Source organism: Pseudomonas sp. PvP027 (assembly GCF_017833005.1).
Classification (GTDB): Bacteria; Pseudomonadota; Gammaproteobacteria; order Pseudomonadales; family Pseudomonadaceae; genus Aquipseudomonas; species Aquipseudomonas congelans.
Genome location: NZ_JAFIBK010000001.1, coordinates 3,367,531 through 3,388,508, shown reverse-complemented (window position 1 = coordinate 3,388,508; position 20,978 = coordinate 3,367,531). Strand labels below are relative to the sequence as shown.

Sequence of the window (20,978 nt, the reverse complement as noted above, 5' to 3'; positions counted from 1 at the left end):
CTCCGCGTTGGCATGCCGTTCCGGACGCTCTGCGTCCTGCCCTCAGCTGCCAACTGGCACCAGTCACGCCAGACACTCCGCCATCTGCGCCTGCAACTTATCCACAGCCTGCGGTGTGGAAAAGATCAATTCCAGGCGTGAGTCCTGACGCCATTCGCTGATTTGCCAGGCCAACGGAGCCCCGTCGACCACGTTGCCGGAATACCAGCCGCCCTCGCTGTGGATAACCATTTTCGCCCGCCGCCACGCAAGGCTTTCCAGCCAGTGCAGAATGCGCTGCAGGTCGAAGCGCTGCGAGGGATGCCAGCGCCAGCCGATGCTCCAGCCGTCAGCACTGACCTGACTCAGGCAGATCGGCACTTTACGGTCGGTCCATAGCGCAGGCATGTGGCCGGCGCCGTTGGGCAGCATCAGCTTATCCACAGCCTGTTTATCCACAGCGGTGCCGCTGGCGAACCCCGGCACGCGGCTCAGGGGCAACTCCCCGTGACGGGTCCAGATCAAGGTGTGCGGCAGCAACTGTTCGGCCAATGCCTGGCGAGAGGCGTCATCCAGCTGCTCGGACTTGTTCATGACCACTAGCCCTGCATGCGCCAGTGCTTCCTGCTGAGTGTTCGGCAACGGTTGTCCGGCGAGCATTGCCTGCGCGTCCAGCACCACAATGCCGGGCTGGACATCCAAGACGCCGCGCCACGGAGCTTCGCGCAATTGCGTCATCAGTTGTGCTGGATGACCCAGTCCCGAAGGCTCGATCAACAGACGGTCCGGCCGGGCCTTGCGCAGTAAACGACCCAGGCCGATCTGGAATGGCACGCCATTGACGCAGCACAGGCAGCCGCCAGCCACTTCGCCAAGTGCGATACCATCGGCATCCACGGTCAGCAGCGCGGCGTCCAGGCCGATCTGCCCGAACTCGTTGATCAGTATGGCCCAGCGCTCATGGGCAGGTTTCTGCGCCAGCAGGCGCTTGATCAGGCTGGTCTTGCCGGCGCCCAGCGGGCCACCGATGACATGCGTCGGTATGTTTTGCAGCATGGAATCACTTTTGGCGAATGCGTGGTTCATTGAAGAGCAAGGAAGGATAACGATGCAAGTAATCCGGCTGTCTGCCCGCCTGGCGTTGATGCTGCTGACGGTGTCTTCCAGTTCGGCGTGGGCTGAAGCGTGTCTGGTCCACAGCCAGGCCGAAAGGCTCGACGTGAAGGTCTGCCAGGAAAATATCAACATCCCGACAAACCTGTTTCACGACAGCTTCTGCCAGCCGCAACTGGCCGGGCAGAAGACCGAGACCAGCTACTCGCAACAATGTCCGGCAGGTGCGTTTGGTGTCTGCCGCAATGCGCAGGTTGCCAATATGCCGTATCGCGAGCACATCCACTATTACGGCGTCGCCGGTGACGCGCTGTACCTCAAGCCCTTCTGCGAAGGCCAGAGCAAGGGGCAGTGGATTACCCCTGACTGACCTCAGGCCAGCCAGTCCAGCGTCAGAATCAACCTGCGCTCGTTGCGCAGCAATTGCGGCGAGCGATGGATCAGGCCGAAACCTTCATTGCCGTGCCAGCGCTCGCCCTTGAGCAGCGCCACTTCACCACTATTGATCTGCTGGATATGGGCAGCGTCCGTCGGCTCGGCGTCCAGACGCCCCAGTTGTTTGCGATCCATCACCCCTTCATGCAGCCACTGACTGCCAACCCCGCCGTAAGTGGTGATGAGACGTACCGGCACGTGGTCGACATGGAAGCGCGGGCACATGGCCTTGTCGAGCACCCGCAGGCGCAGGCCAACGCATTCGGCGCCCAGCAGGCAGGCATAGGCGCCTACCAGCCAGGAAACGTCGGCAACGAACCCCTGATAGCCCTGCAGATCGGAATAGCCCGATGCCAGCGTGCTCAAGTCAGGCTCGACCTCACCGCCCTGCACTTCCAGGGTCATGGACTCGGCTAGAGGCTCGTCCATCGACAGGAGCAAGGCACCGAAATCCTCTATGTGCGCAGGCAATTGACGCTGCCAGAGCGCAAGGTTGACGCCGTCCTGCAGAATCTCGCCCAACACGTCGGGCGTAACACCCTGCGCCTGCCGGACTGCGGTTTCAGGTTTAAAACGATAAGCCAGCATCAGGCGGCCACCTCTTCGTACCAATCGCCAAACGGATCGGCCAGCGCACGCCAACGCTCGACACCCGCCGCCATCTCCGCATCAGTGAGCAGGCAGTTGTCCAGCTCGGCGGTCAGCCGCGCAAAATCGATATTCTGGCCGATGAACACCAGCTCCTGCCGACAGTCGCCGGTTTCACTCGTCCAGTTCTCCAGAATGGATTTGACGCTTTCCTTGTCCTCGGGCCAGCTTTCGCGGTTCACGAAACGCCACCAGCGCCCGGCAAAGCCATGGCGCATCAAGCCGCCTGCCTGCGACCAGCTGCCCGCATCCTTGTGCTTGCTGGCCAGCCAGAAGAAGCCTTTTGAGCGCAGCAGCTTGCCGTTACTCCAGGGGCGATTGATGAAATCGAAAAAGCGCTCCGGATGAAACGGACGGCGAGCACGATAGGCGGTTGACGCAATGCCGTATTCTTCGGTTTCCGGCGTGTGTTCGCCGCGCATTTCCTTGAGCCAGCCCGGTGCCTGGGAAGCGCGCTGAAAGTCGAAACGCCCGGTGTTGAGAATCGTCGCCAACGGCACCTGGCCCATCACCATCGGCACAATCTCGGCCTCCGGGTTGAGGCGCTTGAGGATCGCCATCAGCTCTTCACGTTCACTGGAACTGATCAGATCAATCTTGCTGAGCAGGATGACGTCGGCAAACTCGATCTGCTCGATCAGCAGGTCGGTGATCGAGCGATCATCGTCTTCACCCAGGGTTTCACCACGTGTGGACAAGCCGTCCGCCGCCTCGTAATCAAGCAGGAAGTTCACGCCATCGACTACGGTGACCATGGTGTCCAGGCGTGCCAGGTCCATCAGGCTTTTGCCGGCCTCGTCGCGAAACGTGAAGGTTTCCGCCACGGGCAGCGGTTCGGAGATGCCCGTGGATTCGATCAATAAGTAATCAAAGCGACCGTCCTGAGCCAGGCGGCTGACCTCTTCGAGCAGATCCTCGCGCAGGGTGCAGCAGATGCAGCCATTGCTCATCTCGATCAGCTTTTCTTCGGCACGGTTCAGGCTGACATCACGCTGAACTTCGCTGCCGTCGATGTTGATCTCGCTCATGTCGTTGACGATCACCGCAACCCGCAGGTTTTCACGGTTGCGCAGCACATAATTGAGTAGAGTGCTTTTACCGGCCCCGAGAAAGCCGGACAGGACGGTAACGGGTAGAAGATTTGTCATCAGGATTCTCCAGGCAGCTGCAAGGTTTGAACCTTGTTCATGTCGGCTGCGACGAATCCCTCAGGCAGCCAACTCTAATCACAATAGGATGTTATATTATAACAACCTGAAATAGCTATGGCCTTGGTGAAGGGATCTTCATGAGACAGGTTTTAACAGGTTTGCTGGCAATGCTGATCAGCGCGCATTTGATAGCTGCACCACCAAGACCCTCCGCCGATCTCGCCACCTGTACGCGCAGCGCGACGCTGCTGGCGTGCAGCGATGCTCAAGGCAATATCTACAGCGTGGCCACCGCCGGATCAACGACCTGGTTGAAGGGGTACGAGGTACTCGACAAGCGCCGCTGGGCGCAGACCAACAGCCGCTATGGCCAGTTGACGTTTTTTACCGGGCTGGCATCTGATGGCGAGACTTGGATAGGCACTGTGCAGCGTGTGGGCTGGACGACAATCACCCGGGTATCCAGCTCAAGCGGCACACGCAGCAAGATCACCTGCAGCCGCTTGAACGGCTGCCGCTGAGCCGATCAGACCGGCTGTTCCTGCTTCTGCGCCTGCAGCCAGGCCATGTGCGAGTCGACTGGCGGGTTACGCTGGAAATAGCGCTGCAAGCCTTCGAACAGCCCATCGGCAACGGCCTGTTGATGACGCGCAGTGACCAGGCGCTGGCTGTCGCGGCTGTTGGAGATGAAGCCGGTCTCGACCAGAATCGACGGCACATCGGGTGATTTGAGAACGGCAAACCCGGCCTGTTCAACGCGCTTCTGATGCAGCGTGGTGATGCCTTCGAGGCTGCCCAGAACGGTGTGGCCCAATTGCAGACTGGCTGCAATGGTGGCGTTCATCGACATGTCGAGAATCACCCCGGCAAGCATCGGGTCCTTGTCTTTCAGGTTGAGCAGCGACGTGGCACCCAGCAAGTCTGCACCGTTTTCCCGCTGAGCCATGAAGCGCGCTGTTGCAGACGTTGCACCGCCTTCGGAAAGGGCAAACACCGAAGCACCCGATGCCGTCAGACGAGGCGCAGCATCGGCGTGCACGGAGATGAACATGTCGGCGTTGGACTTGTGCGCAAACTCGACGCGCTTGCGCAGCGGTACGAAAAAGTCATCGTTGCGCACCAGACGTACGTCGAAGCCCTTCTCACGCTTCAAGCGTCTGGCCAGCAACTGAGCGATGGACAGCACCACATCTTTTTCGCGTTCACCCCGCGACCCTACCGCGCCAGGATCCTTGCCGCCATGACCGGCATCGACCACTACCATGATGTCGCGTCCGGTGTGCGCCTTGTTGGCCGGGATCGGCACAGGTACCGGCGGCGGCAGCTCAGCCATCTGCACAGGCGCATGGGCCGTGGAACTCATGTCCAGCACCAGCCGATGCCCCTGCCCGCCTTCCGGGCCGAGCAGGAAACTGTTGAGCTGTACCGGGGCGGTGAGGTCCAGCACGATGCGTGTGTCGTCACCCTGGCCATAGTGCCCGGAACGAATCGATTTTATGACGGTACGGTCCAGCGCCAACTGACTGAAGTCGCCGGTCAGCCGCGAACCGCTGACGTCGATGATCAGGCGGTCGGGGGCTGTCAGTGTGAAGGTCTTGTATTGCACCGGGCCGCTCAGGTCGAGGACCAGTCGCAGCTTGTCGTTGGTACGCCAAAGGCGGGCGTTACGAATCTGCGTGGCGTAGGCACACAACGGCAACGTCAGGGCCGCGCTGGCCAGCAGCATGTTGAGCAACACTTGGCGTCGGTGCATGGAACGTCTCAAAGAGCAAATTGAGCATCCCGGCTCACGAAGGGTTCATCCACATCATTAGTAACAATATAACATGCAGTTACGGACGAAAGATGAGGCCCTTCATGAAGATTAAGTCATCTGAAACGCTGTCAGAGGCGACAAAAAATCATCACCCCTACGCAGCGTGTTCCACGTGGAACATAACTGTCTGAATTTGATCAGGTACGCGGGGCGACGTTGCCACATTGCGGCCCCAGCCACACTGCGCGGGTGTCCATGCTGCCGTTCTGCTGCTGGCCGGTGGCATTGAATGTGCCGACAACGTTGGTGGTGAACTCGCGATCACTCAGGAACTGCGCCTGCCCGGTGCCCTTGGCTTTCGGGCAGCTGAACTGGAAGTTCCAGGTCTTGCCGTTGCGCGCAGTGATCTTCTGCGTGCATCCGGATGCCGGGTCAGTCAGCGGAATGTCGTCCGACTGCACCTGCGCCTGAGTCAGGCAAGCCCTCACTCCTTTGCCGCCAAGGGTGACGCCCTGCTTCTTCATCATCTGTTCCATCATTGCGCGCTGCTCGGGCGGCAGGTTCTGCAGTTGCCCCAGCATCAGCTGCATGTCGGGCAGCTGCTGTCCGTCCACCTTCATATTGCTGGAGGTCAGCTCCCACAAACCCGGTTGCAGCATCTGCGCCTGAGCCAAAGGAGCCGCCAGACAAAACATCCAAGCCAACATGCGTTTGTTCATTTCAAGATTCCTGATCGGGCATTGCGGATGAAAACGAGACTGGAATAATCCAGCCAAAAGATAAACCTTAGACGGCACACAGGTCGCCCAGTTGCACCCGGAATTAAATAGCGACATTCCTGTTCAGCTGTGGTCTGTTAGGCAGCAAAGGCGAGGAGCATTGTTCCACATGGATTATCACGACCCGTACTTTTTCGGTTACGTCCTGGGTTTCATTCATTTACTCGGTACCGGCGCCGCCATCCATGCGTTGCTGACAGTGCGTACCTCCCAAGGCGCAATTGCCTGGGCGATGCCGCTGCTGTTCATTCCCTATTTCACCCTGCTGCCTTACCTGATATTCGGCCGAAGCTCATTCGACGCGTACATCAAGGCGCGTCGTCAGGCCAACCAGGAAATGCGCATCGCGATCGGCAGCCTCAACTGGCGGCCATGGATCGAGGAAGCAGTCGCAGCGCGTCGATCAGATGCCTATGCAGCGCTGCGTGCAATGCCCAAGCTGGGCAACATGCCGGCGCTGGCCAATAACAAGGTCAGGCTGCTGATCAATGGCGAAGAAACCTTCGGGGCCATTTTTCAGGCTATCCGTGAAGCGAAGAAAACCATTCTGATTCAGTTCTTCATCATTCATGACGACAAACTCGGGCGCGAGCTGCAATCGCTGCTGCTGGAAAAAGCCGCCGAAGGCGTAGCGATCTTCGTACTTTACGACCGCATCGGCAGCCATGCCTTGCCAGGTGCCTATATCGACAAGCTGCGCGACGGTGGCGTGCAGATAAAAGCCTTCGCCACACGCGGCGGCTGGCTCAATCGCTTTCAGATCAACTTCCGCAACCACCGCAAGATCGTCGTCGTCGATGGCCTGAAAGGCTATATGGGCGGTCATAACGTGGGTGATGAATACATGGGCCTGAAGCCGCCGCTGGCTCCATGGCGCGACACTCATGTGCAAGTCATCGGCCCGGTGGTCGCCTGCCTGCAGGAGTCGTTTGCCGAAGACTGGTTCTGGGCCACCCGCGAACTGCCACCGCTCAGCCTGCCTGATGAATTTCCCGAAGACGGTGTGCTGTGCCAGTTGCTGACCAGTGGCCCGGCTGATGCGCAGGAAACCTGCTCGCTGTTCTTCGTTGAAGCCATCCATGCTGCCGAGGAGCGCGTTTGGATCACCAGCCCCTACTTCATACCTGACGAAGCCGTCACCGCTGCGCTGACCCTGGCGGTGTTGCGCGGCGTGGACGTGCGTCTGCTGCTGCCGTCGCGCCCCGACCATTACGTGGTGTACGCCGCTTCAAGTCTGTACGCCTTCGATGCCGTGCGTGCCGGGGTGCGGGTATTCCGCTACGAACCGGGCTTCCTGCATCAGAAGGTCGTCCTGGTCGACAACGAGATTACCGCCATCGGCAGCGCCAACCTCGACAACCGCTCGTTCCGCCTCAACTTCGAATTGATGCTGCTGACGGTCGACAGCGACTTCTCCAGCCAGGTGGAATCCATGCTCACCGCCGACTTCAACCTCGCCCGCGAAATCTCCGTGCAGGAAAGCCACGAAACGCGGCGTCTGCATCAACTGGGTATGCGCGTGGCGCGGCTGATTTCACCGATTCTGTGAGACCTGTGCGCGCTACGCTGCTTGCCTTGAGGGGACAAACGGGACTTCACTGGTAAATATCCTCGCGCGTCAGCGGCAGTCCGGTCTTGCCGTCGGCGAAGGGTTTCACGGCGAGTATCTGGTGCAGGTTGATCCAGCCCTTGGTGAATCCGTAGGCGCAGCCTGCAAGGTACAGCCGCCAGATCCGCAGGGTCTGTTCGGGCACGATGCGCGCGGCGTCGTCGAGCCGGGCTTCCAGTCGCGCGCTCCAGTGCTCAAGGGTTTTCGCGTAGTGCGGGCGCAGGCTTTCTACGTCAACCACTTCGAGCCCGGCTTCGCTGATATGGGCGCTGATCATGGCCATGTGCGGCAGCTCGCCATTGGGGAAAACATAGCGGTCGATGAACTCGCCGGCACCACGCCCGACAGGACGACCGTCCGTGTGCCGTGCGGTGATGCCGTGATTCATCACCAGGCCGCCCTCCTTAACCGCGCCGAACAGGCGTTGCACATACAACGGCAGGTTGGCATGCCCGACGTGCTCGAACATGCCGACACTGACCACCTTATCGAATCGCGCATCCTGCGGCAGGTCGCGGTAGTCGAGCAGTTGCAGGTCGACCTTGTCCTGCAGACCCTCGGCTTGCACCCGTTCGCGGGCCAGCGCCAATTGTTGCTGGCTGAGTGTGATGCCAAAAACCTTCACGCCGTATTCACGAGCCGCAAAACGCGCCAGCCCGCCCCAGCCGCAGCCGACGTCCAACAGGTACTCACCGCGCTTGAGCCGCAACTTGCGGCACAGGTGGTGGAATTTATCCTGCTGCGCCTGCTCCAGCGATTCGTCACCGGTCTTGAAATACGCGCAGGAGTAGACCATATCCCTGTCGAGCCAGAGCTGGTAGAAGTCGTTGGAAACATCGTAGTGATAGGCAATCGACGCCGCGTCAGTGTCCTTGTCATGCTCGACCCGGATCGGATTGCCAGCGCTGTCATCGTCGTCCACCAACGCGTGGGTCAGTTCATCGCAGACCCGGACCACTTCGCTGATTGAACCCTCCAGTTCCAGCCGCCCCTCCACGAACGCGCTGCCAAGAAGGCCCAGACTGGGATGGCTGAAGTCGGAGACCAGTTGCGGATCCTTGACGACTATCGTCACGCTGGGCGCAGGCCCGAGGTCCATCTGATGACCGTCCCAGAGCTTTAGCCGCAACGGCAGATGGAGATTCTGCAGGGTCGTTGGAAGTTGTGTAAGCATTTCAAAATCACCCCCTTATCCAGAAACTCAAAAAAGAGTAATCCAGCAAAGGCCCCGCAAAAGGGCCCGAAAAGGCATTGGCGACGGCAAAATTGCTATGAATCAACTGCGGGGGAACAGCCCTGTGCCCTCTGATTCGAGCCGAGAGTCAGCCTGAATTTGGATCACACAATGAACCATAGCGCTTAATCTGTAACAGAATGCGTCAAAGCTCAAGCCGTTTTGACGCACGGATTATCAGCGAAGACGTGCGCTCTGATGCTGCATACCCGCGTCCTCGAGCTTGAGCAAGGGCTCCTGAAAGCGCAGTAAACGTCCAGCGTTGCCCAATACCAACAGGGTGCTCAGATTGTGCAGGATAGCTGCGACCATCGCGCCAGCAGCACCCAGCAGACCAAAGGCGGCCAGTGCCACGATGGCCAGCGTCCAGCCCAGCCCGATGATGACGTTGACCTGCAAGGTCTGACGACACTGACGGCTGAGCCGCACACAGGTGCCCAGACGGCGCAGGTCGCTGCCGATCAGCACGATATCGGCGGACGCCAGCGCGATATCCGCCCCACCCGCGCCCATCGCCACGCCGACCACGCCCGCCTTCAGGGCCAGCGAATCGTTGACCCCGTCGCCCACCACCATCGGCCGGAACCCACTGGAGATCTCGCCCATGACGCGGTTGAGCTTGTCTTCAGGCAGCGCCTGCGCCTGAACGTCAGCGATGCCGATATCCTGCGCCAGGTTGTCGGCCACGCTCTGCCGGTCGCCGGTCAACAGCAACTGTCGGCCCAGACCCAGCCCGCGCAATTCCAACAGTGCTGCCTGGGCTTCGGGTTTGACGCTGTCGGCCAACAGCAGCCAGGCCAGAAAAACACCGTCCAGCGACAGCCCTGCCAGCGGGCCGTCATGTGCAGGGACGGCAGGCGTGATGATGCCCATCTGCGCGAACAACTCCGGGCGGCCCAGAGCCGCATCGCCCTGCCCGGTCGACGCCACCACCCCCAGACCCTGACGCTCACGGGTGTCGGTCAGCGGCAGCAATCGGGCGTTATCCACCAGCCCGGCCAAAGCCCTACTGACCGGGTGGCTGCTGGCTGATCCAAGGCTCGCGGCCAGCTCCAGCAATTGTGGATGCTGTGGACCGTCAGCCTGCACGGACTGCAGGCGCAGACGGCCGTAGGTCAGGGTGCCGGTCTTGTCCACAACCAGCGAGTTGAGGTCAGCCAGTTCTTCAAGAAACGCCGAACTGCGGATCAGAATCCCGTGCCGCGCCGCGACCGCAATACCTGCAATGGCGGTGGCCGGAGCCGAAAGCACCAGCGCACACGGACAGGCCGCAACCAGCACCGCCAGCATCGCCTGCGCATCCTGAGTGATAAACCAGGTCAGCGCCGCGATCAGCAAGACCAGCACCATGTAACTGCCTGCATAACGCTCCAGCAGACGCGTTATGGGCGGCTTGGAACGCTCCGCGCTCTGCATCAGTGCGATGACCTTGCCCAGCGTGGACTGGTCGCCGATGCGGGTCACTTCGATGCGCAGCAGGCCGTCCAGATTGATGGCGCCACCGAACACCTCGACCCCGACACTGGCTTCCAGCGGGACCGATTCGCCGGTGATCGACGACGTATCCAGACTGGCTTGCCCGGACAGCACCCGGCCGTCCGCCGGAACGCGGTCGCCCGCTCGCACTTCCACCTGATCGCCGGCTTTCAGCGTCGCGTTGTCGACCTCGCGCACGCTGCCGTCGGCACCCAGCAAACGCGCCTGGCTGCGGGTCAGGCGTCCCAGCGCTTCGATGGCCTCCTGCGAACCGATCACGCTGCGCTCTTCCAGCACATGACCGAAGATCATGATGATCGGCAGCAAGGCGGCGGTCATCAGGTCACCGGTGGCCCAGGCACCGAGCATCGCCAGCGCGATCAACTGATCAGTGATGCCGTGCAGGCTCGGATGCCGCAGGCTGTGCCAGCCGGCGCTGATCACCGGTATCGCCACCAACAGTGACGCAGCGCCCAAGAGCAACTGACTGACACCTTCCTGCTCCGGGGCGAAAAAACGCCAGACCAGTCCCAATCCCAGCAAGCCCAACGCCAGCATTGCGAGGGTCAGTTGCCGGGCTGCACTGCGCTGTTCTGCGCTGCTCAGCAGACTGCCAGGCGCTTGCGGCTGGCTGGCCTCATGGGTGTGAACGGCTTCGCCACTCATTGTGGTGCTCCCTGAATGATCAGGCGGGAATCGTCTTTGGGATCGACCGTGGTCACCGAACCCGCCTGGTGCAGAATGGCTGGTACGCGTTCACGGTAGAGGCGTTGCATCAGACCGGGGTCGCTGCGGGTTTCGGCTGATTGCGTCAGGCTGACGACCGTTGCGGTGGCCGCCTGCGCCTTGGCCAGACGCTCGGACGCCTGTGCGTGCGCCACCTGCAGGGTTCGGTCAGCCTGTTGATTGGCCGTCTGGGTCAGTTTTTCGGCATCAGTCCGCGCGTTGGCCACGGCCTGATCGGCCTGCTGACTGGCCGTCAGCACGGCATTGAACGCATTGACTGCCGAGGTCGGCAGGCTCGACTGCACATCCACCCGAGCGACCTCGACACCGATGCCCATGCCTGTCGCCTTGAGCTCGTCCAGACGCTGGTTGATGCCGCGCACCAGATCGCCACGCAGCCGTTCACGGCGCTCGGCAGCCTGGCTGTCAGCACCGATCAGCTCGGGACGGGCAACCAGAATGGTGTCCAGATCCCGCGCCGCCGTCAGCGCCACAGCGCTGCGATTGACCAGCCGGTCCAGCGCGGGCAATACATGCTCGCCCTGCAACACAAAGGCAGTGGGATCAGTCACTTTGTAAAACACCGTGACGTCCAGCTGCACCACACCAGCATCGCCGGTCAGCAGAAAACCGGAGCCTGCCAGTGCATCGCTCATGGGGGCAGACAGGGTCGCGACTTCATCGGCTTTCAACGCAGCCGGCGAGCGCAGCAGGGTTTCCACGCGCCGTTCGATCACCCGATCAGCCGAGGGCAGCAGCACCACCTGTTCGAACGGCTGCGGCCAGGCAATCAGCAGCCCCGCGTTCTGAACCCGTTCGATCGCGCCGAAGTGCATGACCACCGCGCGGTTCTGTGGATCGATCTGGCGTACGTTGGACGTCGCCCAGGCAAGCGCGGCAAGCAGGGTCACGCCATATAACCCCAGAAATGCCAGACGACTGGCCTGCAACCAGGGGCTGGTTGACGGAGGGCGCGGCGCCACGGCTTCGTCGAGCGGCTGGCTCATGGCTGCGTTCCGCTCTTGCCATCCAGCGTCGGCGGGCCGTCCACCAGCACGCGGAACGGTGCGGCGTCGGTACGCAGTATCAGACGCGTGCCGGGCGTCACGATGGTGCCCAGCGTGTCCAGCGAGCGCAGCAGGTTGTAGAGCTGCGGCGAGCCCGCATAGGCACGGCCATAGATCTGCGCGGCTTCGACCCGCGACTGTGCTTCGATATCGGCCGCCTTGACCGTGGCATCGGCCTCGACAATCCGTGCGTCGCGCTCGGCGGCCGAACGAATCTGCGCTGCCTCGCGCTTGCCCACGGCGGTTCGCTCGGTGGCGATGGTCTCGCGCTCGGCGCGCATGCGGTCCACGGTAGCGTTGAGCGTCACCGACGGCAGGGTCAGCCGTTCAACGCCGACCTGCAGGACACGCACCCCGTAAGTCGCCAGCAGTTGCTGATCGATCTGCTGACGCAGCTGATTTTCGAAGGCGGTGATATTCACCTTGCTGGCGTCGGTGTTCACCAGGCTGGAGAGGTCGAAACTGCTCGCCGTGGTCTCCAGCGCAGAGCCGACAAAGGTGCGGATCTGCCGCGCCGCCTCGTCGGGCTGGTTCTGTACCGCGCGCATGAAGCGCTGCACGTTGTCGGCGTCGCCCTGCACCTGCCACGCCACGTAGGCCTGAACGATGATGCGCAAGCCATCGCGGGTGCCGACGTCCTGCAGGCCGCTGGAGGTGGTTCGCAGGCGCAGGTCCACCGGGATGGTCGCCTCGAAGGGTGCCGGCCAGCGCCAGTTGAGGCCCGGCTCCAGCAGTACGCGGGACGGGTTGCCAAAGCGCGTGACGACGGTCGCCTCCCCCGAACGCACCTGCACCAGGCTCGCTGCCGCAATCGCAAACGCGATCAGCACCGCCGCCAGGCTTGCCCGTCGCCAGGGGAACGCGGCCGGGCCGGTCGCGCCATGATGATGGTGGTGATGACCGTGGCCGCCATGGCCGTGACTGTCATGGCTATCGTGGTCGGCGTGATCGTGATGATGATGGAACAGACTCAAGGGACGACTCCTTACTGAACGGCTTTACGCGGCGCCGTTGGGTCTGCCGGTGGGGTGAAGGTACGCAGGTCGATGGTCGGCGCACTGTCGCCGCCCAGACGATGGTCAAGTATCAGCAACTTCGCATTGCCCAGGCCCTCGGTCAGTTGGGCCAGGTATTGCTCCAGCAAAAACGCCTGCCCTGCCTTGGCATATGCCTGACGCTCAGCACTGAAGCGCAGGTCTGCACCTTGTGCCCCGGCCAGAATCTCGCGGGCGGCGGCACTGGCCTGATCACGCGCCACGCTGGCATTGAGCTGCGCCTGATTGGCCTTGTCGCTGGCCGCGCCGCGTTCGCGGGAGATCAGCGCCTGTGCACCAATCTGCGCAGCCTGAACAGCATGATAGGCGTTGGCAGCACCGGCTGGCGGATGGATGGCTTCGACCACCGTGGCGAGCAATTCGACGCCACTGTCCAGACGCTGCAAGTCGGCCTGCACGGCCTTGCCGATATCATCGGCCAGCCCGCTGCGCTGCTCGCCGAGCAATTCATCCAGCGTGCGCGAGGCAAAGCCGTGCACCAGCACACGGCTGGCCGTACTGCGAATCAAGGCCGGAATATCCGCGCTGTTATAGGTCGATGCCATGGCTGCGGCATCTGTCAGGCCGATGCGGTAGACGAACCGCACGTCCATGTTGACGATCTGAAAACTCTGCTTGTCGCCTGCACTGCTGGCGATGACCTGGGATTTTTCGTTGATATGGCTGGCATCCCACAGACGGTTGGCGCTGCCCGGCGGCGGGCCTTCGGCAGGGTCCAGCGTCTGCTCGAAAGAGTCGGCGGCAGAAACGCTGGTCGCCAGCTCATGAACCACGCCGTTTTCAACGGCCAGCACGCGCCCGAACGGCCAGGGCAAACCCACATGCAGACCGGGTCCGAACACATCGACCGGCTTGCCGAACCGCTCGTAAATGCCCCGCCCCTGCATGGGAATTTCATGCACGCCGCTCAATACCCAGCCCAGCGCTGCGACCACTGCCAGCACCGGCAGAAATGCGCGACGCATGTAGGTAAAGGCCCAGATCTGGCGCAGATCGATGCCGAAACGGTTGTGCAGTTCGTGCTGCAAGGCGAGCAGCGGTCGCGGCGGCCAGCGCAACAGGTCAGCGATGAAACTGGCGGCCAGCAGGCGCGGTTCGATACGTGGGTTGCGCGGGCTGAACACCGACAGCACAGCGCGCAGCAGGAACTCCAGCGCCACGCCGAGCGGCAGCAGGCCGATCAACACCGCCAGCCGCGCCGGCCAGACACGATCTGCACTGGAGAAAAACAGGCACAGCGCGCCGATCAGCAGGACGATGAGCGTCATGCGCACCAGTTGCGCCAGGGCTCCGGCCTCCGGCGACTGACTGTCGGACTCGCTGCTCAGTTGTCGCTCGATGACCAGCAGCCCGAACGCCAACAGCAGCATGACGCTGCCGGCAAGACTACCGGCCGTGGAGAGGTCGGCGCCGGATAACATGAGGTTCCAGAAGGCGCGAATGACGATCAACGCCAGCACCGCCCAACCGGCAAGCCACAGGGTCGAGCTGCCAACGTGCCTGACCAGCGATTTGCCCGAGTCACTCAGGCGTTCAAGCAGACGCTCGTACCAGCCGCTCTCGTCGCCAGCAGGCAGGCTTTCGTCGAGCGTGTCTGCCTCCGGCGAACGCAACGCGCGAGCCCGCCATAGCGCGACATGCCGCGCCGACTGCAAGCCCGCCGTAAGCAGAAACAACGCCGCCGAGGCGTTGCACAACACGGCCATCCACAAAGAGCCGGGGGAAAACAGATCGATGGACAACGCCAGCAGCAGCCCGAACGCCCCTGCTCCACCGGTCACATACATCAATCGTCCCAGACGCCGAACCTGTTGCACCGCCATTTGAAAACGCGGCAGGCCTTCGAGGCCTTCGTGCTCATCCAAATCAACCCGCATCACTACCCCGGCACCCGCTTATTTATCGCCCTTTGGAGAGCCCTGCATTGGCATCTGAATGCCAGTGAATCATAGCGTTACGATATAACACGCGGAGTGAAACTTTCGTCAGGACTATTAGCTGAACGAATGTGCGATAGCGGTAACGCCCAGCTGGCGAATCGGCCGGAAGCCGTGCAGAGGGTGAGCCCGCGCGCCAGCAAAATGATTGCTGAATATTGCCTGGCGAAAAAGTTTTTAGCGTCGGCCAAAGGCAACGAGTTGAGCGGCGTTTCTTGCCCCGATCGTCTGGAAGCCTTGCGCCAAGCGGCGATGCGCTTAATCGATTAGTCTGCAGTCACGCAAAAATAAGCTTTATGGCGGTCAACACGCCGGATTCATTACCCATTATCGACATTTTTTTTTGGCCGATTTCCGAACCGTATCTCGTCTTTGTTATCTGTTGTGGGTAGTTTGCGTTCGGCAAGGAGTCGTTGGCGCGCCATTTTTTGTGCAGGACGCACAGAATTACTCAGAGGCTTCACCTTTATGAATCGCAGAAATCTCCTGAAAGCGTCCATGGCGTTGGCCGCCTACGGCAGCGTATCGGCCTCAGGGCTTTTTGCTGCGCGGGCACTGGCCGCCGCAGCCGATGGCGAGATCGAACACTTCGATTTTGCAGAGTTGCAGGCGCATGCCAAGAAGCTTGCGAGCAAAGGGTATGTGAGCAACAAGCAGGTGCTGCCACCGGTACTTGCGAACATGACGCCGCAGCAATTCAATGCCATCCGCTACGACCCGAATCACTCGCTGTGGAAAGACGTCCACGGTCAGCTCGACGTGCATTTCTTCCACGTCGGCATGGGCTTCAAGACGCCCGTGCGCATGTACAGCGTCGATCCGCAGAGCAAGCAGGCGCGGGAAGTGCATTTCCGCCATGACCTGTTCAACTACGAGAACAGCGGCATCGACAAGAATCTGGTCAAGGGCGACCTGGGCTTTGCCGGTTTCAAACTGTTCAAGGCGCCTGAAATCGCCATCAATGACGTTGTCTCGTTCCTCGGCGCCAGCTATTTCCGCGCCGTGGACAGCAACAAGCAATACGGCCTCTCGGCCCGCGGCCTGGCCATCGACAGTTACGCCAAGCGTCAGGAAGAATTCCCGGACTTCACCAAGTTCTGGTTTGAAACACCGGACAAGAACGCGACACGCTTCGTGGTTTACGCACTGCTCGACTCGCCGAGTGCGACCGGCGCCTACCGCTTCGACATCGACTGTCAGGCCGGCCAGGTGGTCATGGAAATCGACGCGCACGTCAATGCGCGTACCGACATCCAGCAGCTGGGCATTTCGCCGATGACCAGCATGTTCAGTTGCGGCACTCACGAACGTCGCATGTGCGACACCATCCACCCGCAAATCCACGACTCGGATCGCCTGTCGATGTGGCGTGGCAACGGTGAGTGGATCTGCCGTCCGCTGAACAACCCGGCCAAACCGCAATTCAGCGCGTTCTCCGACACCGATCCGAAAGGCTTCGGGCTGGTGCAGAGCGATCACGAGTTCTCCAGCTATCAGGACACCGTTGTCTGGTACAGCCGCCGTCCAAGCCTGTGGGTCGAGCCGATCACGGCGTGGGGCGAAGGCGAGGTCAGCCTGCTGGAGCTGCCGACCACGGGCGAGACGATGGACAACATCGTGGTGTTCTGGACGCCGAAGACGCCGGTCAAGGCCGGGGATTCGATGAACTACGGCTACAAGCTGTTCTGGAGCCCGCTGCCGCCGGTGAGCACGCCGCTGGCCCAGGTCCACGCGACACGTTCAGGCATGGGCGGTTTCCTCGAAGGCTGGGCACCGGGCGAGCATTACCCGAAAACCTGGGCACGCCGCTTTGCGGTGGACTTCAACGGCGGCGGCCTGGATCGCTTGCCGGAAGGCACCGGGATCGAACCCATCGTCACGGTCACTCATGGCAAGGTGCAGGACTTCAACATCCTCGTGCTGCCGGACATCAAGGGTTACCGCGTCACCTTCGACTGGGTACCGGACAGCGACTCGGTCGAGCCGGTTGAAATGCGCATGTTCATCCGCACTGGCGACCGTACGCTGAGCGAGACCTGGCTCTATCAGTACTTCCCGCCTGCACCGGACAAACGTAAATACCCGTAATCCGCAGATGGGTGACGCAGAGCGTCACGCAAGGCATTCCCACGCGGAGCGTGAGGAACGATAGGGGTTCTCGGGAACACTATCGTGCCCATGCTCCAGCGTGGGCATGCCGTTCCGGACGCTCCGCGTCCGATCCTCGGTACTGCAGCGCGGCGCAGATTTGTGACGCAGAGCGTCACGAAGGGCATTCCCACGCGGAGCGTGAGGAACGATAGGGGTTCTCGGGAACACCATCGTGCCCATGCTCCAGCGTGGGCATGCCGTTCCGGACGCTCCGCGTCCGATCCTCGGTACTGCAGCGCGGCGCAGATTTGTGACGCAGAGCGTCACGAAAGGCATTCCCACGCGGAACGATAGGGGTTCTCAGGAACACCATCGTGCCCATGCTCCAGCGTGGGCACGCCGTTCCGGACGCTCCGCGTCCTATCCTCGGCACGGGGCATGCAGCGCATAACCATTAATCCTGACTAATTAATTGACAGTTGCCCCAACTGCGACTGATATACCTGTTGTCATGCCGTTGCGAGCGTCCGCTCCAGACCCCCATCTCCCAAAGCCTGCCTGTGTCGACACGTTGCCGTGATCGTCGGGCGGTAGCTTTGTCCGCGCAATTCCCCTGACGTATTTCACAAGGCAGCCAGCATGGCGTTGAATACTGCGAGCAGCGTCGACGCCAGGTCGTCGTTGATGTCCTTTGACAAGTCCACGGTGGTGGTGTGGGTCGCCATCAGCCTGATTCTGGTCGAGACCTTTTCCGGAGCCTTGCGCTTCTACTTCGATCAGGCAGGCATAAGCCCCCTGCTCTATCTGCCCAAGGCCGCCTGCATCCTGCTGTTTGCGCTGGAACTGCGCACCTTCAGGGCAGGACGGTTGTTCTGGACATTCACGATCCTGTGGCTGCTTTCCGGGCTGCTGGCCATGCTGCATCGTGCCAGCGTGCACAACCTGGCGTTCAGTCTGTTCGCGCTGAGCCCGCTGGTGTTCGGCCTGGTATGTGGCCGGCACCTGCTGTATCGCCGCAAGCTGTTGTACCGCGCCATTGGTTTCTGCCTGCTGGCCTCGCTGCTGGGGATTGCCCTGGACAAGCTCACCTCCGTGCCCTGGAAAGGCTATAGCTACAGCGTCGGTGAAACCCAGTTGAGCGCCAACACCTCATGGAGTGCGGACGAAGTGGATCGCATTGCCGGTTTCGCCAGAGTGTCCAACGTGCTGTCGATCATGATCGCCTTCTACACGCTGTACCTGCTCATGTTTCTGCGCTCGCGCCTGATGATGTTGTTGCTGAGTGGGGTGGCGCTTTACGCCATCGTGCTGACCACCAGCAAAGCGCCAGCTGCGGCCTTCGCCCTGACCGTCATGCTGCTGTTGATGCGGCGGATGCACTGGACCTGCAGAACATTGTGCACCGTGGTGGTGGGCATCGGTCTGCTGTTGCCGGCACTGGGGCTGATTGTGAGTCCTGATGCCTACGCGGTCAGCAGCGGCGGCTCTCTGGCCTCGCTGTATGACCGGCTGATCAACACCTGGCCCGGCCTGATCAATGCGATGAGTCGCGAAGGCTGGATGATCAGCGGCGCGGGCTTCGGCATGGTCGGCAGCACGATGGGGCTGTTTCCAGTGAACGGTGCCGGGGTATTTCTCGGCATGGACAGCTCCGCCCTGTATCTCTGGGCAATGCTCGGCGTGCTTGGCTTGCTGCTGTATGCGCTGCAGATCCCGCTGTTGTTCCGACTGATCGATGATCAGACCCGTGTCGGCCATATGCTGCTGGCGATCAGCTTTTGCTGGTGCCTGATCAGCTGGACCACCGACATGTTCGAGGTCGCTGTCGCCAACCTGTTCATAGGTCTGGCCATTGGTCATGTGATTGCCGGCAGGCAAGCCCCTGGGAGCCATGCGCCCGGACTGTCGTCGACTGCCCGCTGACCGCCACCACACTCATCACCACGCTGGCCGCCGATACGTTTCGGCTGATCCCCGGCACATCTCCCTCACGATCAGCCACCGGATGGCTTTCTCCAATGGACTTCAGAAAAGACATCAATGGCCTGCGCGCCATCGCGGTGATCGCAGTGCTGCTCTTCCACTTCCACCCCGACTGGCTGCCTGGCGGCTTTGCCGGTGTGGATGTGTTCTTCGTGATCTCGGGGTATCTGATCACCGGGATCATCCTGCGCGGCTTGAGGCGCGGCAAATTCAGGCTGGCGGCGTTCTACACGTCACGGGCCAGACGCATCGTCCCGGCCCTCGCCGCGCTGTGTTTTGCCCTGCTGCTGCTGGGCTGGTTCTCCCTGCTGCCGCTGGACTACAGCGCGCTGGGCACACATGTGGCCAGCAGCCTGGGGTTCGTTTCCAACCTTGTCTATTGGCGTGAGGCGGGGTACTTCACTGCCAGTGCCCATGAGAAATGGCTGCTGCATACCTGGTCGCTGTCGGTGGAATGGCAGTTTTACCTGCTGTACCCGATTGCGCTGCTGGTGCTCAGTCGTCTGGTCGCGCTGAACAACCTGCGCTGGTGGGTGCTGGGCACGAGTCTGGCAGGCTTTGTGGTGTGCATATCTGCCTCCTTGCAATGGCCGGAGGCCGCGTTTTATCTGCTGCCGAGCCGCGCCTGGGAGTTACTGGCAGGTGGCGTGGCCTGCCTGTTCCCGCTGCAATTGAAGGCCCTGCAGCAGCGCGTTCTGGAACACGTCGGACTGGCGCTGATCGTGGCCGGGTTCTTCCTGCTGTCCGTACAGGACACATGGCCGGGTTACCTGGTGCTGATGCCGGTGCTGGGGACGTTCGCGGTGATCGTCGCCGCACGCAACGACTCGCTGCTGACCTGTAACCCGCTGGCCCAATGGATCGGCACACGGTCGTACTCGCTGTACCTGTGGCATTGGCCGGTGGTGTTGTGGATGAATGACGCCGGGTTGCTGGGCGAGACCCGCACAGTGCTGGTGGGCATGGGCGTGGCCGTGACGCTGGGTCTGGTCTCATGGCGGCTGATCGAGCAGCCCGCCAGCAGACCGTCGTCTGATCAGCGCGGCAGGCTTGCCATGCCTGGCACACTGATCGCTCTGGTGTTCGTGGGCGGAGCGCTGGTGAGCGCGACCAGCGGCGTGGTATCGCCACTGCGCCCGGTCAGCGTTTCGGACAAGGCGCGTTTCATTCAGGAATACGCTGATCGTCAGCACAATCTGTACGAGCCTTACTGGCTGAAATGTGACGCTTTCTCCGCCCTGACCCAGCGCGGCCAATCAGGCATCGACGAAGCTTGCATCCGCAAACAGGGCGCAGGCGGAGTGTTCCTGTGGGGCGACTCTCATGCACAGGCGCTGTCGCTCGGCTTGCGTACCTTGCTGACACACAGCACGCCCTTCTATCAGGTCGCCTCGGCCAGTTGCCGTCCCGCTCTGAGTAACCATGAAGGACGCACATCGGCGACCAGCAGGGCCTGTGACTACTCCAACAGAACAGCCTTGCAGAGCATCGAAAGGCTGCGTCCGGATATCGTGGTCATCGCGCAGAAGGATGGGCATGACAAGACCGACTGGACGCAGATCGCGGTCCGGCTCAAGGGTCTTGGCGCGAAGCATATCGTGCTGATCGGCCCGGTCCCGCAGTGGAACCCGTCGCTGCCCAGTGTCATCGCCAACCGTCATTGGGGGCTGAGCGAATCGCACATCCGCGATCCGGCTCTGGATCAAAGCGTCATGCTGGTGGATCAGGCAACCCGCGCGCTTGCCGCATCGGCAGGCATCCAGTTCGTGTCACTGATCGACAAACTGTGCATCGCCGATGCCTGCCTGGTACGCCTGGAAGACAACCGCTCTCTGCTGCAGATCGACTCGGGGCACTTGAGCGCAGAAGGCTCGCTGTACGTGGTGCGCAATTACGTACTGCCGCAGTTGATGAATTAGTGAGCCGCTGAGTACAAACG

The 20,978-nt window shown here is 61.5% G+C and carries 16 protein-coding genes; 6 read left to right on the top strand and 10 right to left on the bottom strand.

Translation table 11 applies throughout. The features are described 5' to 3' along the window. Window positions 1-63: 63 nt before the first annotated feature. On the bottom strand, window positions 64-1,035 hold the full coding sequence (locus tag JOE33_RS14385; protein WP_187625365.1) for a CobW family GTP-binding protein: 972 nt from the start codon (window positions 1,033-1,035) through the stop codon (window positions 64-66). A gap of 52 nt (window positions 1,036-1,087) precedes the next feature. On the opposite strand from JOE33_RS14385, the gene JOE33_RS14380 reads away from it, so the two are divergent. After that, window positions 1,088-1,462, top strand: a complete 375-nt coding sequence (locus JOE33_RS14380; RefSeq protein WP_187625364.1) for an NADH:ubiquinone oxidoreductase — start codon at window positions 1,088-1,090, stop codon at window positions 1,460-1,462. Between the two features lie 2 nt (window positions 1,463-1,464). Here the strand turns inward: JOE33_RS14380 and JOE33_RS14375 are convergent, their stop codons facing one another. Together JOE33_RS14375 and zigA are read right to left on the bottom strand one after the other, a co-directional pair. After that, window positions 1,465-2,115: a DUF1826 domain-containing protein gene (locus tag JOE33_RS14375; RefSeq protein WP_054993360.1), complete on the bottom strand. Its 651-nt coding sequence runs from the start codon at window positions 2,113-2,115 to the stop codon at window positions 1,465-1,467. Continuing rightward, window positions 2,115-3,323 carry a zinc metallochaperone GTPase ZigA gene (gene zigA, locus JOE33_RS14370; protein ID WP_187625363.1) on the bottom strand — a complete coding sequence of 403 codons (1,209 nt, stop codon included), beginning with the start codon at window positions 3,321-3,323 and terminating at the stop codon, window positions 2,115-2,117. The genes JOE33_RS14375 and zigA overlap by 1 nt, the downstream gene beginning before the upstream one ends. Before the next feature lie 140 nt (window positions 3,324-3,463). Here zigA and JOE33_RS14365 point away from each other — a divergent pair, with 140 nt between their 5' ends. After that, window positions 3,464-3,847, top strand: coding sequence for a hypothetical protein (locus JOE33_RS14365; RefSeq protein ID WP_025991015.1), 384 nt, complete (start codon window positions 3,464-3,466; stop codon window positions 3,845-3,847). 5 nt (window positions 3,848-3,852) lie between these two features. Here the strand turns inward: JOE33_RS14365 and JOE33_RS14360 are convergent, their stop codons facing one another. Beyond that, complete coding sequence (locus tag JOE33_RS14360) at window positions 3,853-5,079, bottom strand: N-acetylmuramoyl-L-alanine amidase (protein WP_187625362.1); 1,227 nt, start codon at window positions 5,077-5,079, stop codon at window positions 3,853-3,855. A gap of 200 nt (window positions 5,080-5,279) precedes the next feature. Then, window positions 5,280-5,801: a DUF3617 domain-containing protein gene (locus JOE33_RS14355; RefSeq protein WP_003316040.1), complete on the bottom strand. Its 522-nt coding sequence runs from the start codon at window positions 5,799-5,801 to the stop codon at window positions 5,280-5,282. A gap of 169 nt (window positions 5,802-5,970) precedes the next feature. Here JOE33_RS14355 and cls point away from each other — a divergent pair, with 169 nt between their 5' ends. Then, window positions 5,971-7,410, top strand: coding sequence for a cardiolipin synthase (cls, locus tag JOE33_RS14350; protein ID WP_209924093.1), 1,440 nt, complete (start codon window positions 5,971-5,973; stop codon window positions 7,408-7,410). Window positions 7,411-7,456: 46 nt separating this feature from the next. Here cls and cfaB read toward each other — a convergent pair whose 3' ends face one another. The 5 genes from cfaB to JOE33_RS14325 form a co-directional block, all read right to left on the bottom strand. After that, complete coding sequence (cfaB, locus tag JOE33_RS14345) at window positions 7,457-8,644, bottom strand: C17 cyclopropane fatty acid synthase CfaB (RefSeq protein ID WP_187625360.1); 1,188 nt, start codon at window positions 8,642-8,644, stop codon at window positions 7,457-7,459. Window positions 8,645-8,881: 237 nt separating this feature from the next. Then, on the bottom strand, window positions 8,882-10,846 hold the full coding sequence (locus JOE33_RS14340) for a heavy metal translocating P-type ATPase (protein WP_096124793.1): 1,965 nt from the start codon (window positions 10,844-10,846) through the stop codon (window positions 8,882-8,884). Beyond that, window positions 10,843-11,913 (bottom strand): protease modulator HflK, encoded by a 1,071-nt coding sequence (locus JOE33_RS14335; RefSeq protein ID WP_187625359.1) that lies wholly within the window; start codon window positions 11,911-11,913, stop codon window positions 10,843-10,845. Before JOE33_RS14335 ends, JOE33_RS14340 begins: the two co-directional genes overlap by 4 nt. After that, the gene (locus JOE33_RS14330) at window positions 11,910-12,947 is read right to left on the bottom strand and encodes a protease modulator HflC (protein ID WP_010434035.1); all 1,038 of its coding nucleotides are present in this window, start codon (window positions 12,945-12,947) and stop codon (window positions 11,910-11,912) included. The genes JOE33_RS14335 and JOE33_RS14330 overlap by 4 nt, the downstream gene beginning before the upstream one ends. An 11-nt stretch (window positions 12,948-12,958) precedes the next feature. Beyond that, complete coding sequence (locus tag JOE33_RS14325) at window positions 12,959-14,905, bottom strand: protease modulator HflK (RefSeq protein WP_032611200.1); 1,947 nt, start codon at window positions 14,903-14,905, stop codon at window positions 12,959-12,961. A 528-nt stretch (window positions 14,906-15,433) separates the two neighbouring features. Between JOE33_RS14325 and JOE33_RS14320 the strand changes: the two genes are divergently transcribed. The 3 genes from JOE33_RS14320 to JOE33_RS14310 all read left to right on the top strand — a co-directional run bounded on the left by JOE33_RS14320 (window position 15,434) and on the right by JOE33_RS14310 (window position 20,958). After that, window positions 15,434-17,053, top strand: coding sequence for a glucan biosynthesis protein D (locus JOE33_RS14320; protein WP_010434024.1), 1,620 nt, complete (start codon window positions 15,434-15,436; stop codon window positions 17,051-17,053). A gap of 642 nt (window positions 17,054-17,695) precedes the next feature. Then, window positions 17,696-18,979 (top strand): hypothetical protein, encoded by a 1,284-nt coding sequence (locus JOE33_RS14315; protein ID WP_187625358.1) that lies wholly within the window; start codon window positions 17,696-17,698, stop codon window positions 18,977-18,979. A 95-nt stretch (window positions 18,980-19,074) separates the two neighbouring features. Beyond that, window positions 19,075-20,958 carry an acyltransferase family protein gene (locus tag JOE33_RS14310; protein WP_187625357.1) on the top strand — a complete coding sequence of 628 codons (1,884 nt, stop codon included), beginning with the start codon at window positions 19,075-19,077 and terminating at the stop codon, window positions 20,956-20,958. Window positions 20,959-20,978 lie beyond the last annotated feature (20 nt).

Coding starts and splice junctions, on each gene's coding strand:
- JOE33_RS14385 (WP_187625365.1), bottom strand. CDS start 1,035: ATGCTGCAAAACATACCGACGCATGTCATCGGTGGCCCGCTGGGCGCC.
- JOE33_RS14380 (WP_187625364.1), top strand. CDS start 1,088: ATGCAAGTAATCCGGCTGTCTGCCCGCCTGGCGTTGATGCTGCTGACG.
- JOE33_RS14375 (WP_054993360.1), bottom strand. CDS start 2,115: ATGCTGGCTTATCGTTTTAAACCTGAAACCGCAGTCCGGCAGGCGCAG.
- zigA (WP_187625363.1), bottom strand. CDS start 3,323: ATGACAAATCTTCTACCCGTTACCGTCCTGTCCGGCTTTCTCGGGGCC.
- JOE33_RS14365 (WP_025991015.1), top strand. CDS start 3,464: ATGAGACAGGTTTTAACAGGTTTGCTGGCAATGCTGATCAGCGCGCAT.
- JOE33_RS14360 (WP_187625362.1), bottom strand. CDS start 5,079: ATGCACCGACGCCAAGTGTTGCTCAACATGCTGCTGGCCAGCGCGGCC.
- JOE33_RS14355 (WP_003316040.1), bottom strand. CDS start 5,801: ATGAACAAACGCATGTTGGCTTGGATGTTTTGTCTGGCGGCTCCTTTG.
- cls (WP_209924093.1), top strand. CDS start 5,971: ATGGATTATCACGACCCGTACTTTTTCGGTTACGTCCTGGGTTTCATT.
- cfaB (WP_187625360.1), bottom strand. CDS start 8,644: ATGCTTACACAACTTCCAACGACCCTGCAGAATCTCCATCTGCCGTTG.
- JOE33_RS14340 (WP_096124793.1), bottom strand. CDS start 10,846: ATGAGTGGCGAAGCCGTTCACACCCATGAGGCCAGCCAGCCGCAAGCG.
- JOE33_RS14335 (WP_187625359.1), bottom strand. CDS start 11,913: ATGAGCCAGCCGCTCGACGAAGCCGTGGCGCCGCGCCCTCCGTCAACC.
- JOE33_RS14325 (WP_032611200.1), bottom strand. CDS start 14,905: ATGCGGGTTGATTTGGATGAGCACGAAGGCCTCGAAGGCCTGCCGCGT.
- JOE33_RS14320 (WP_010434024.1), top strand. CDS start 15,434: ATGAATCGCAGAAATCTCCTGAAAGCGTCCATGGCGTTGGCCGCCTAC.
- JOE33_RS14315 (WP_187625358.1), top strand. CDS start 17,696: ATGGCGTTGAATACTGCGAGCAGCGTCGACGCCAGGTCGTCGTTGATG.
- JOE33_RS14310 (WP_187625357.1), top strand. CDS start 19,075: ATGGACTTCAGAAAAGACATCAATGGCCTGCGCGCCATCGCGGTGATC.